The following is a 12,262-nucleotide window of genomic DNA, read 5'->3' on the forward strand; positions in this document are numbered from 1 at the left end:
TTTGGGTCGATGTCGGTCAGGCCAGGTCCAGGGCCACCTCCAGGCGCAGGTAGGCGTCGATCCAGGTGCGTTCGGTCGTCTCGCCCGAGTCCTGGGACTGCGCCGTCGCGAACACCGTGACGGCCTGGGCGACGCGGAGGAGCCCGAGCGTGGTCAGTCGTCGCGCGGCGGTGTCGAGGCGGGCGGCGTAGGTCGGCGGCAGGTGGGACAGGCCGTGGTGGGCCGCCTCCGCGAGCAGTGCGCGGGCGTCGATCAGTACGGCGGTCAGCGGGTCGTGCTGATCCTCGGCGACCGCGAGCGGGCCACCGCCTGCGGCGGGCCGCAGATCGGGTACGACGACCCGATCACCGGCGGCCAGGCCGACGGGGTCGATGACGACACCGCCCAAGGTCCGGCCGGCCACGCCGCTGACGAAACGCAGCTCGCCTTCCTCTCCGGCGAGCACGGCGGCCAGTGCGTCGAGGCGGCCGGGCGCGGCGGTGGTGTGGGTGGCGGTGACGGTGGCGATGTTGCCCGCCTGATCGGCGATGAGGGCGTCGAGGCGCTGGTCGCCGGGGGCATAGGTCATGGCCACCACCTCGGAGACGGCGACGACGCGGACCAGCTCCGCCTCGACGCGCGGGCGGACGGGCCGCAGCGGGAGGGCGTCGAGTTCGCGGCCGAGCGCGGCGAGGTCGGTCACCACCAGGGACGGCGAGAGCTCACCCCAGTCGCCGCGCGACGGGCCGACCGTCGTCTTGGAGATCCGCCCGGTGGCCAGCCGCACCGTACGGCTGGCGCTGCGGACCGCGGATTCCGTGACGAGGTTGCCGGTGGCCAGGGCGGCCAGCGTGGAACCGGCGACACGACGCCGGGCCAGCGCGGCGCCGTCGTCGTCGCCGTCCCATTCGCGGCGCAGCACCAGGACCATCGCACTGTCGCTGTGGGCCAGGTAGAGCTCGGCGATCCGCCGGTCCCCGAGACCGCGGATCCGGCAGCCCAGGCTCTCCAGCCGGGCCCGGCGCAACGGGGTCTCGGCGGCCTCGGCGGTGCCGAGCACGCTGCTGCGGAGGGTCGCGTCGGGGCGGGTCACGGCACGATGCCGGGCGTGCAGCTCGGCGAGGTGGCTCGCGAGCAGCTCGGGACGGTAGTGGGCGCCGCGGTCGCGGTAGGCGGCCAGTTGCTCGGCGAGGTCGCCGACGGCCAGCAGCGGCCAGCGAGATCCGGCTGCGTCCAGATGACGCTGTACGTCGGCGATGGTGACATCGAGCCCCTGACCGAGGTGCGCCGCGCCCTCGCGCAGGACCGTGCCGGCCAGCCCCAGGGCCCGCTCCAGCCCGGATCCGGCACCGGTCGCGGCCTCGCCGCCGACGTCGACCCGTACCTCCTGCCTTCCGGGATGCAGCTCGTCGGCCACCCGGAACGCCCACACGGCGAGGGCGATGACATCGTCGCGGCTGCCCGCGACGGCGTCGGTGTGGACGAAGCCGAGGTCGCCGGGGATCAGGAACCGCACGGTCGCGGTGGCCAGCTCGACCTGCGGCGCGGGATCGGCGGCGGTGGCGCGGCGCACCCGGGCGGTATATCCGGATTTTTCGGTACGGCGGGCGGCGGCCATCAGGCGGGCGCCGATCCTGGCGGTCAGCTCGTCGTCGCTCACCTGCCCCGGCGACCAGGCGGAGGGTCCCGGCTCGCCGGGCGGCCCATCGCCGGGCGGCCCATCGGCGGTCTCAGCGACAGGCCCGGTGGCGGGTCCGGCGACGGGTTCGGTGGCGGGTGTATCGGAGGGTTCAGTGGCGGGTCCATCGGCGAGCGCGGCGGCGGGTGCGGCGGCGGGTCCGGCGTGCTGATGCTGATGCCGGTGCTGGTACGCGAGCACCACCCCCACAACATGCCGGCACACCCCGGCAGCACCGCACGTACACCGAGCCACGTCGAGCCCCCCGACCGGCAGACTCGCGCTCGGCCCACCCGCGAAGTCACCGTGCACAGTCCCGTCGGCGTCGGTACGCAGCTCCGGCGCCGCCTCCTTCCCGGCCCGCTTGACCAGCCCGCGATTGGTGAGCGCGGCGAGCGCGTCCGTGGTGAGCCCGAGCAGATCCGTTCTCATCGGCCCACGTGCTCCGCGACGAAGGACGCCAGCTCGCCGGGCGTCATCGCGCCCACGTACGCCCCGGCGTCGGCCAGGCGCTGCCCGAGCTCCCGGTCGTAGGCGGGGTTGGCCTGCTCGTCGAGGGCGGCAAGGCCGAGGACCTTGCTGCCCTGCTCGACCAGATCGCGCACGATGCGTACCAGCCGGTGGGCATCGCCGCCCTCGTAGAAGTCGGAGATCAGCACGACGATGGCCCGCCGCGGCTGGTCCACGAGCCCGGCCCCGTACGCCGCCGCGCGGGCGATGTCGGTGCCGCCGCCGAGCTGGACCTTCATCAGCAGTTCGACGGGATCGTCCACGTCGGAGGTCAGGTCCACCACGTCGGTGTCGAAGGCGACCAGGTGGGTGCTTACGCCGGGCAGACCCCACAGGCAGGCCGCGGTGACCGCCGAGTGGATCACCGAGTCGGTCATCGAGCCGGACTGGTCGACGAGCAGGATCACCTGCCACTGTTCGAGGTGGCGGCGGGTGCGGGAGAAGAACAGCGGGGTCTCGATCACGACCTTGCCGCTGTCGGGCTGGTAGCGGCCGAGGTTGGCGCGCAGGGTCCTGGCCATGTCGAAGTTGCGCGCCAGCCGCAGCCGGCCCGGCCTCCGTACTTTGGTGCCCGAGAAGGCGCTGCGCACCTCGGTGGCGAGCTTGTCCATGAGCTCCCTGACGACCTGCTCCACGATGCGCCTGGCCAGCCGCAGCACCTGCGGGTTCATCAGGTGTTTGGTGTGCAGGACCGCCTTGAGCAGCGCGGGGTTGGGCTCGATGCGGGCGAGCACGTCGGGGTCGGTGACGAGGTCGTGGATCTCGTAGCGTTCGACGGCGTCGCGTTGCAGGCGTTCGATGGTCTCCTTGGGAAACAGGCGGGTGATGTCGTCGAGCCAGTCGAAGGTGGTCAGGGCCGACGGGCCGTTCCCCGCCGGCCGCCGTACGCCGCGCCTGCGCAGGTCCTCGTCGCGGCCGTACAGCCAGTCCATGGCGGCGTCGCGGCCGGCGGCCTCCGCGCCGAGCTGCCCGCCGCCGAGGCAGGCGCCGCCGGCCTCGCCGAGCAGCAGCCGCCACCGTACGAGGGTGGGATCGGTCATGTCAGTCCTTCCCGGCGCAGCGCCGCGTCGACGCGTTCGTCCAGTGCCATGCCGGCGGCCACCAGCTCCGGCGCCGCCTCCAGCCGCATCAGGTCCCACGCGGAGGCGCCGGAGCGCAGCTCGACCAGGCGGGTGGCGATGAGGTGCCGCTCGCGCGGCGGGAAGTAGCCGAACGCCTGGCGCAGCGCCGGCAGGGCCACCAGGAAGTCGTGGTCGCTCATCGCCGCGACCAGCTCGTCGAGCAGCTCCAGCATGCCGCCGGTGTGCAGGACCTCCTCCCGGGCGAGCGCGAACAGCCCGGCCAGCCAGTCGCCGGCCGACGCGGGCACGAACGCGCCGCGTACCGCCCGTGCGGGATCCACGGTGGCGGCGCCGCGCAGTGACCAGCCCAGCCCGAGTGAGGCTCCGCGCAGGTCGGGCGGCGCGTCCTGGCAGGCGGCGATGCGGTCGGCGACGCCCAGCGCCGCGTGCACGTCCAGGCCGAGCGGCGGGCCGGCGTGCCTGAGCGCGTCGCGTACGGCGGTCATGGCGCCGATGCGCCGCGGCTCGGCCGGTACGGACCCGCCGCGCACGCCTTCGGCCAGCCACAACGCCCGCAGGGTGGCGGCCCGGACCACGGCGCCCAAGGTGATGCTGCCACTGGTGCCGAACAGGTCGTCGTGCCGCCACATCGCCAGCGCGACAGTGAGGGTGCGGCCCAGCGCGCCCAGGTCGGCCGCCGCGGCGACGGCCCGCGCGAGGTCGTCGAGCACCCGCCCCGCCAGCTCGCCGATGCCGCACAGCGCGGCGTCGAACAGCACGTCCGCCAGCCGGTCCAGGTCGGCGTCCCTGATCCGCTCGGCGAGTACGGAGGCCGCCGCCTCCTGCGGGTCCACGCCGTACCCGCCTGCCTCGATCAGCGCGGGCAGGCGGTCGTCGGTCTCGGTCAGCGTCCACTGCTCGACCAGCTCGGGACCGCCCGCGGGGCGCGGTCCCGAGGTGCGGAGCACGCCCGGGATGCCCAGGACGCGCAGTCTGTGCAGGAAACGGCTGCGCTCGCGGCCGGCCTGCCCGTCGAGGTGGAGCCGTTCGTCGCCGGGTCCGCCCAGCTCGGCGAGCACCGCGTGGACCAGTGGCGGCAGCGGGGTCGAAGGGTGCAGGCGGCCGGTCCGGTCACCGCTGAGCGCCGCGATCATCTCCACGACGACCGGATGGTGGCCCGCCTGGAGGGTTCCCCGGGACGTCCAGGGCAGCGGGGTCTCAAGGGCCTCGCCGATCAGCGCGGTGGCCAGGCCGTCGAGCACGTCCACCCGGGCCGGATGCGGGTGGCCGCGCATCAGCGCGATCCCGTCGGCGGTGGCGCGCGCCGCGATCAGGTCGGCGGTGGACACCGGCTGGCGCTTGGCGCGCAGCCTGGCCGTCACCGCCTCGGTGAGCCTGCGGGCGGCGCCGCCGGGGCCGTGCTCCCACAGGTCCTGGTAGTAGCCGGGCGACGGCATGCCCGACTGGTAGCCGTCGAAGGCGTCCAGCCGGCGGAAAGAGTACGGCACCAGGTAGCTGCCCACCGCCGCTCCCTCGGGCGGCTCCGGCACTTCCGGCCAGCTCCGTTCGCCCTGCTCAGCCAGCCGGATCAGCGCGGGACGGTGGAAGCCGCCCGTGACCACGACCACCGGCCGCTCGCCCGCGTCGCCGGCGGCCGCCCGGACCCACCGCGCCATGTACGCCTCGCGGGCCGCGTCGTCGGGACCGGTCTCGGTGTCTCCGCGGACGAGGTCGAAGTAGGTGGCCAGCCGTTCGGCCAGCCCGTCGGCCGGTTCGATCTCGAACAGCTGGTCCCACAGCGCGTCCACGTTGTCCACGGCGAAGGCGCGGCAGAGCCGTCCGGTCACCTCGTCGTAGCGGGCCTCGGCGTCGGCGTACCGGTTGCTGCGTTCGGCCAGCGCGGGATGCCAGGCGGGCAGGTCGATGAAGCGCAGCTCGGCGCCCGCCTCGCGGCCCGCGCTCAGCGCCGCCCACTCGGGGGAGTAGTCGCACAGCGGGGTCCAGGAGCTGTGGCGCCGCTGTGCGTCGCGGTAGCTCGTGTGGACGGCGATCGGCAGCTCGTGGCCGAGCAGGAGCTCGTCCATCCGGTCGTTCATCTCCGCCGGGCCTTCGACCAGCACGTACGCGGGCCGTACGGAATGAATGGTGTCGGCGACCAGCCGGGCACAGGCGGGACTGTGGTGCCGCACGCCGATGAAGACGACCGCCATCGCTCAGCCCGGCAGCAGGTGGCGGGCGTCGTACAGGGCCTGCCACTGGTCGCCGTGCCGCCGGCGTTCCAGGTATCTGCGCAGTTTGGCCAGGTCCTCCGGGTTGTCCTTGGCGGCCGTACCGGCGAGGCAGGAGACCAGATCGGCGGCGGTGCCCGGCTCGCCGCGCAGGAACCAGCCGCGCAGCCCGACGGCATGGGCGACCGAGACGGCCTCCGCGGTGCTCATCACCCCCGACAGCCGGTCGGTGGCGTCACCGCGCGCCGTCCGCCCCTGGCGCAGCTCGCGGAAGGTGGTGACCAGGACCTCCAGCACGTCGCGGCGCGGCGGCGCGGTGACGCCCGAACGTTCGAGCAGCGCCCCCGCCTCGGCCTCCACCAGCGCCAGCTCGGTCTCGAAGTCGGCGATCGGGAAGACGGTCTCGAAGTTGAATCGGCGCCTGAGCGCGGCGCTCATCTCGTTGACGCCGCGGTCGCGGGTGTTGGCGGTGGCGATGACGGTGAACCCCTCCTGCGCGAACACCATCGACTCGGGACCACTCAGCTCCGGTACGGCGAGCACCCGGTCCGACAGCGGCGACAGCAGGCAGTCCTGCACCTCCAGCGGGCAGCGGGTGATCTCCTCGAAGCGCACCACCTTGCCCTCGGCCATGCCGCGCAGCAGCGGCGCGGCCACCAGCGACCGCGTGGAGGGACCCTCGGCGACCAGCAGCGCGTAGTTCCACGAGTATTTGATCTGGTCTTCCGTGGTGGCCGCGCCGCCCTGGATGGTGAGCGTCGAGGTGCCGCTCACGGCCGCGGCGAGCAGCTCGGACAGCAGCGACTTCGCCGTGCCCGGCTCGCCCACCAGCATCAGCCCGCGGTTGGTCGCGAGCGTCACCAGGGACCGGTCGATCAGCGAGGGATCGCCCACGAACTTGCGGCTGACGCCCAGCGTCTCGTCCCCGAGGACGAACCGGCGGGCGGCCCGCAGGCTGAGCGCCCAGCCGGGCGGACGGGCGTCGGTGTCGTGCTCCCGCAGCCTGGCCAGCTCGTCGGCGTAGCGGATCTCGGCGGGGGGCCGCTGGGCGTTCATCGGGCGATGTCCTTCAGGTCGCGGAGGATCTCGGAGGCGGTGATCGGATCGAGGCCGTCGAACCCCAGCTCGCCCAGGGACTGCTCGTCGGCGAAGTCGGGATCGCCGATCACGATGCCCGGATCGAGGCCGATCGTGTAGGTCCTGCCGCCGGGCACGTCCCGTTCGATCCAGCCCTGCCAGCCGGCGTCCTGCGGCGTGCCGCGCCGCCAGCCGCGCCGCTCCAGGCCGATCACCGCGCGGGTGGGGACCTTGGCGGCCTCGATCTCGGCCACCAGCGCCGGATCCGGCTCGTACGTCTCCCTGCCCAGTTGCGGGAACGGCTGCAGGATCTCGTAGTCGGCGAACACCTCGGACCAGGCGGCCAGGTCTTCCCCCAGCTCCAGCGGATGCACCACGCCCACGACGGCGTCCTCCGGCAACGTCAGCGTGTCGTCCTCGACGTCGGCGAAGGTGCGGTCCTCGGCCACGCGCAGGGTGCCGGTGAGCCGGCCCGACGGGTCGTACCGGCCCCAGACGAGCCGTCGTACGATGTGCCAGAGCAGCGGATGGCCGACGAGCAACCTTGAGAAGTCGGCGGCGCTCCAGCGGCGCCGGTTCACCATCGCCTGCTCCAGGCGGTGGATGGCGTCGCCCGCCACCGAGCGCACGTCCTTCTTCAGCCCGGCGAAGCGCCGGTGGGCGGCGGGCGCGAGCTCCGGATCGTCGTTGGCGCCCGGTTTGGGGAGGTTCTTCAGCCGCTTGCCCGAGGCATCGGCCACGAACGGCTTGAGCTGCTCGTCGAAGCCCACCACGAACTGCCTGCGGCCGTAGTCGAGGGTCAGGCTGCCGTCGGCGGACAGGCCGAAGTCGGGCACCAGCCGGTCGGCCAGCTCCTGCGGCGTCAGGCCGAGCTCGGCGGCGACCTCCTCCATCTTCAGCTTGGCCTGGTGCTTCAGCCCGCTGTACTTGACCTTCTCGGCGATGCCGTGCAGGTGCATGAGCGCGACCTCGGAGCCGATGGCGGCCAGCAGGTCCAGCCCGGCGACCGCGCGGGCGTGCCCGCCCTCGCCCGGCCAGGTCCTGATCAGCGGGGTCAGCCGGCGTACGGTCTCGTCGTCGCCGAGCAGCGCCTGCGCGTCCATCACCCAGCTCTCCTTGGCCGGGAAGCCGGCCAGCTGCCAGCACTGGAACAGCGCCCAGGCGAAGTCGGCGAGGCCGCGGCCGTCGCACGCCTCCTTGACCAGGTCGAGACCGGCGTACGGGGCGCCGAGCTTGGAGATCGCCAGCATCGTCGTCACGTGGCGGACCGCCTCGGGAGGCAGCGCGCCCGCGTCGCCGCGCAGGAGGATCGGGGTCGTGATCGCGACGTCCGTCCACTCGGGCACCGCGGGCATCCTGGCGGGCAGCGCGTCGAGCGGGTCGTTGGCGAGCAACCCGGCGACCGCGGCCTCGGCAGCGGGCCCGTACCCCGCGGCGGCCGCCGCCACGGCGTCGCGGTGACCGCCCGCGACTAACGCCGCCAGCGCCTGCTCGGCCCGTTGCCTGGCCGTGCCGGGCTTGCCGAGAGCCGCCGGGATCAGTGCCCTGGCGGCCGCCGCGGGGTGGCGGTTCAGCCAGGCCAGCGCGGTGGCGCGGACGGACTTCAGCCGGGCCAGCCAGTCGGCCATCAGCACGGCGACCTCCGGCGCCGCGAACGGCAGTAGCACCGCGGCGACCCCGCTGGGACCGCGCCGGGCGCTGTCGAGCACCATGGGCAGCGCCGCCATCCCGAATCTGGCCACCACCCTCGGCATCCAGTCGCCGGCCCCCCACAGGTCGCCGGGGCGCCACGTCCCGATCAGCAGCGCGGCCAGGTCCTCGGGCCCGGTGACGAACAGGGCGATCTCGTCGGACCAGTAGCCGTCGCGGCCATCGGCGATCTGGTCGGCGATGTCCTTCCAGCTCCGGCGCCAGGACCGATCCCACGAACCGTCATTCGCCCGGGAACGCCAGTTGTCCTGCTCGCCAGGCGCCCACACGAGGGCCGGCTGGTCGGTGCAGGCCAGGCTGTCCACCACGACCGCCTTGCTCGCCTTGCGCGCGCGGCTCCAGGGCGGGCTGACCAGCACCTCGGGCAGGGCCTCCGGCGGAGCGACGGGGACGGTCGCGACGTTAACGATCTTGTCGATGCGTTCGGCGGCGGCCATTCCGGACCGGGTCGCCTCGTCCACCAGGTCGGGATGGGCCGCCACGTGGGCGCGCAGCAGCAGGTCCACGACCTTGCCGCCGGACTCGGCCAGCATCCGCATCGCGCGGCGGGGGAAGAGGGAGGCCGCGCGCAGGAAGGCCGGCTGGGTGTACTTCTGGTCGATGCGGTCGAGGAGCGCCCGCATCGCCGGGTCGTACGGCAGCTCGGCGAGCACGCCCAGCAGCAGCTTCTTGCTGGCGGCGTCGTAGGCGCGGTCCACCCAGGCGGTCAGCATCGGCACGGCCGCCTCGCCCACGCCGTCGATCACCGTGACGGGCAGGGCGAGGGAATCCCCGACGTAGTGATCCCGAACGTGGTCCATGATCAGCTCGGCCTGCTCCGGCGTGCTGACGGCCGAGATCAGGCGGACGGCGAGAGCCGGGAGAACCTGGCTCACCTCGGCGCAGTCGGTCGCGACCCAGCCGGTCTCGGTGGGCGCCAGGCAGGAGGCCGCCACACGGTGGTGCAGCCCGCGTTCGCGGCTCACCGCCAGCGCCGCGACGACCTCGGCGTACTCGGCGTCGGACGCGGCGGCCAGCACGGCGCGGACCCGGGCGCCGATCTGCCGCGTCGGCGCCCAAGGGTCGGGGGCCTCGTCGTCGCCCAGCCGGCGGACCACCCAGGTGTCCCTGTCGTGGGCGTGATCCAGCGGGCTCAGCTCGGTCACGGCCACCGCCGCGAACACCGGGCCGCGTTCGCTCAGCCAGGCGTCGGCGAACAGGGACATCGTCTCGCGCTCGTTCCATGGCAGGGACATGGCCACCGCCTTGGCGACCACCGCCGCGCCCAGCGGCGTGCTGCCGGGCTCCCCGGCCAGGTATGCCGCGCCCGCGGACGCGAGCTCCGGCTGCGGGCACTTCGCCACCATGTCGGCGAGCTCTTTCCGGCGTTTGTCCAGCTCGGCGGCCAGTTTCCCGGGCGCGCCCGGGTCCGGCCGCTTCACGGAGACCTTCGCTCCGCCGCGGCGGGGGTGGAGCGCGCGCAACCAGGCGGCCGGAAACGTCAGCCGCTCCTCGTCGGAGGCGGCCGACGGCTTCGCCCTGGAGGCCGCCTGCGGTGAGGAGGTGGTTTCATCGGAGGCCGTTTGTGGCGAGGAGACCGTTTCGTCCTCCGTGTAGCCCTTGCGTAACTTCTCCGCCACCAGCTTGTCCGCCGCCGCCGTGGCGCCGGCGGCCGAGCCGAACGACTTGACCTGCGTCTGCCCGGCCGTACCCATCCGCCCATACCGGATGTGCAGCTCCGAGCCGTCCTGACGCACCTCCCAGAACTTGGCCGAACCCCCACCCACGAACGTCAGCGTCCGCTCCACGCTCATGCCGATACCCCCACCCTGAATCCCGTCAGCCTTTGATCGACAGCGGCGAGTATGGCGTGACCGACCGACAAACTCGCACGGAACCAGATCAGGGATCGTCCGCCCGCCGGGAGCGGCTGTGGACGGCACGAACCAAACGTCGCGACCGCCTGTCCAACAGTGCATAGCGAGGGGAGGACCTCCATGACCATCAGAGCGCTGATCACCGGGTTCGTGGCCGTGGCGCTGACGATGACCGGCGTCCAGCCGGCGAGCGCGCAGGAGCCGAGCGCGCAGGAGCCGAGCACGCTCGCCGGGAGCGTGCGGGCCGCGGAGTCGAAACCGTGGATCAAGCTGGCCGGCACGTCGGGCAAGGTCAACGACGAGGCGGGCAAGCTGCGCCTGGCCTCGTACTCGCTCGTCTTCGACGCCGGCCAGGGTCACTACGGTTACCTGCGCGAGGGCGGGAAGTTCGTCAAGACGCCGTACCGCGCGGCGCTGGTGGCGCCCGGGGGGCGGTGGGTGGCCGGGATCCCGGACTACCGGTTGTGGACGGCCCAGAAGAAGATCGACCTGATCGATCGCCGGACCGGCCGGAAGCACACCGTTCGTCTCCCCGCGCCGGTGACGTCGCCCGAGTGGTCGCAGGACGGCCGCACACTTCTGCTGACCGCGTACGACGAGCACCGTGACGGAAGCCTGACCATCATCGGCTTCATCACCCTAGACGTGGCCGATCGGGTTGCCCGGCTGGTCAAAGCAGGACCTCGCCACATCGTCTCGAACTGGTCCATCGGGCGCGAGTTCCGGTTCTTCTTCGCCGGCGGGTCCGCTCGGGTGCTCGCCAGGCACAACGAGGCGGACGACTCCTCGCCCAAGAGCCGGATCGCCGTCTACGACCTGCGCGGACAGCTGCGCCGGTACTACACGGGGGTCGGTGCGCCGGACGAGTGGTCGGCCGCGCAGGTGTTCTCGCCTTCGGGGCGGCTGTTCGCCACGGTGGTCCGCGACGACGACTCGAGGGCCCAGATCCGCATCGTGGAGGCGGCGACGGGGAAGGTCGTCCACCGGTTCGGCGGCAAGGACGTCCGCGCCTTCATGGGCTGGTACGACGACGCGCACGTCATCGTGCAGCGGGAACGTGGCCGCACTCAGCTCTTCCAACGGGTCGATCTCTCCGGCGGAGCCGGCCTCGACCTGATCAGGGAGAAGCTCGTCGCCAACCCGGCCGAGTACGAGCCGCATCTGGAGCGGGTCAATTTCGTCCGCTCGGACTAGGGACCGGCTCTTTGCGTTTCCGGCCGGCCTCCGGCGGGCTCTTGCGTTTCCGGCCGGCCGGCTCCGCTCCAATGGGTCGCTGATCGGCTCCGCCGCCGGTACTCGGTGGGCGTCAGCCCGACCAGCGTACGAAAGCGGCGGGCGAAGTACGTCGGGTCGTCCCAGCCGACGGCGGCGCCGACCCGGGCGGCCGGCAAGGCCGAGTGCGCCAGCAGCGTGGCGGCGCGCTCGGCCCGCAGCCGGGCCAGGAACCGCAGCGGCGTCAGCCCGACATGCCGGACGAACAACCTGCCGAGATAGGCGGGATCCAGATTGACCGCCCGGGCGAGATCGTCCAACCGCCACGGATGGGCGGGCTCCGCCTCCAGGCGGGCGATGGTGGCGGCGACCGCCGGGGAGACGGCGGGTTCTGGCGCCTCCCGCACGAGGTCGCGGCCGTCGGCCAGGACGCCGAGCACGGTGACCAGCCGGCCCAGCACCCGGCCGGGCCGGCTCCGACCGGCCCCGAGGTCCCGTTCGAGCAGTCCGATCTCCGCGATGGCCTCCTCGGCGACGGCCGGGCCGACGGTCGTGACCGCCACGCCGTGCGTACCGGAGGCCACCGGATCGGTCCACAACAGCCCGCGCAGCATCGGGATGTCGTACAGCAGCGCCAGCTCTGCTCGCAACGCCTGGGCGGACAGGCAGCAGTTGGCGACGGTCAGGCCGGCGCAGTCCCGGAGCCCGTGCCAGGCGCCGGGCCGCAGCACGATGACCTGCCCGAGCCGCAGCGTCCGTTCACCCTGGCTGGTCACGTGCCGCCCGTCACCGGCTCCGATCACGGCGATCTCAAGGAAGTCGTGCGCGTGCGGCTCGACGTCGAGGTCCAGGTGGTGCACGCCTGCCAGGACGGGGCTCCCGGCGAACAGCGCATGCGCGTGCAGCGTGGCAGGCATGTCGGGATCGTACGACCACAGGCCGGGATCGGCC

General features: G+C 73.3%; 7 protein-coding genes. 1 reads left to right on the top strand and 6 read right to left on the bottom strand.

Annotation, left to right across the window (positions count from 1 at the left end):
• Positions 1 to 16: 16 nt before the first annotated feature.
• From AB0C28_RS42800 to AB0C28_RS42820, 5 genes are read right to left on the bottom strand one after another with little or no spacing between them, the layout of a single operon-like run.
• Entirely contained in the window at positions 17 to 2,089 is a 2,073-nt protein-coding gene (locus AB0C28_RS42800) for a hypothetical protein (protein ID WP_358081445.1), read from the bottom strand.
• Complete coding sequence (locus AB0C28_RS42805) at positions 2,086 to 3,207, bottom strand: VWA domain-containing protein (RefSeq protein WP_358081447.1); 1,122 nt, start codon at positions 3,205 to 3,207, stop codon at positions 2,086 to 2,088. Before AB0C28_RS42805 ends, AB0C28_RS42800 begins: the two co-directional genes overlap by 4 nt.
• Entirely contained in the window at positions 3,204 to 5,438 is a 2,235-nt protein-coding gene (locus AB0C28_RS42810) for a DUF5682 family protein (RefSeq protein ID WP_358081450.1), read from the bottom strand. The genes AB0C28_RS42805 and AB0C28_RS42810 overlap by 4 nt, the downstream gene beginning before the upstream one ends.
• A gap of 3 nt (positions 5,439 to 5,441) precedes the next feature.
• A complete protein-coding gene (locus tag AB0C28_RS42815; RefSeq protein ID WP_357852621.1) occupies positions 5,442 to 6,512 on the bottom strand; it encodes an AAA family ATPase in 1,071 nt (356 codons plus the stop codon).
• Positions 6,509 to 10,036, bottom strand: a complete 3,528-nt coding sequence (locus tag AB0C28_RS42820; RefSeq protein ID WP_358081453.1) for a DUF4132 domain-containing protein — start codon at positions 10,034 to 10,036, stop codon at positions 6,509 to 6,511. Before AB0C28_RS42820 ends, AB0C28_RS42815 begins: the two co-directional genes overlap by 4 nt.
• Before the next feature lie 183 nt (positions 10,037 to 10,219).
• Between AB0C28_RS42820 and AB0C28_RS42825 the strand changes: the two genes are divergently transcribed.
• Complete coding sequence (locus AB0C28_RS42825; RefSeq protein WP_358081455.1) at positions 10,220 to 11,293, top strand: hypothetical protein; 1,074 nt, start codon at positions 10,220 to 10,222, stop codon at positions 11,291 to 11,293.
• Here the strand turns inward: AB0C28_RS42825 and AB0C28_RS42830 are convergent.
• Complete coding sequence (locus AB0C28_RS42830; protein ID WP_358081459.1) at positions 11,290 to 12,228, bottom strand: AraC family transcriptional regulator; 939 nt, start codon at positions 12,226 to 12,228, stop codon at positions 11,290 to 11,292. The genes AB0C28_RS42825 and AB0C28_RS42830 overlap by 4 nt on opposite strands.
• Positions 12,229 to 12,262 lie beyond the last annotated feature (34 nt).

Source organism: Nonomuraea sp. NPDC048892, from assembly GCF_040649735.1.
Lineage (GTDB): Bacteria > Actinomycetota > Actinomycetes > Streptosporangiales > Streptosporangiaceae > Nonomuraea > Nonomuraea maheshkhaliensis.

Coding starts and splice junctions, on each gene's coding strand:
- AB0C28_RS42800 (WP_358081445.1), bottom strand. CDS start 2,089: ATGAGAACGGATCTGCTCGGGCTCACCACGGACGCGCTCGCCGCGCTC.
- AB0C28_RS42805 (WP_358081447.1), bottom strand. CDS start 3,207: ATGACCGATCCCACCCTCGTACGGTGGCGGCTGCTGCTCGGCGAGGCC.
- AB0C28_RS42810 (WP_358081450.1), bottom strand. CDS start 5,438: ATGGCGGTCGTCTTCATCGGCGTGCGGCACCACAGTCCCGCCTGTGCC.
- AB0C28_RS42815 (WP_357852621.1), bottom strand. CDS start 6,512: ATGAACGCCCAGCGGCCCCCCGCCGAGATCCGCTACGCCGACGAGCTG.
- AB0C28_RS42820 (WP_358081453.1), bottom strand. CDS start 10,036: ATGAGCGTGGAGCGGACGCTGACGTTCGTGGGTGGGGGTTCGGCCAAG.
- AB0C28_RS42825 (WP_358081455.1), top strand. CDS start 10,220: ATGACCATCAGAGCGCTGATCACCGGGTTCGTGGCCGTGGCGCTGACG.
- AB0C28_RS42830 (WP_358081459.1), bottom strand. CDS start 12,228: ATGCCTGCCACGCTGCACGCGCATGCGCTGTTCGCCGGGAGCCCCGTC.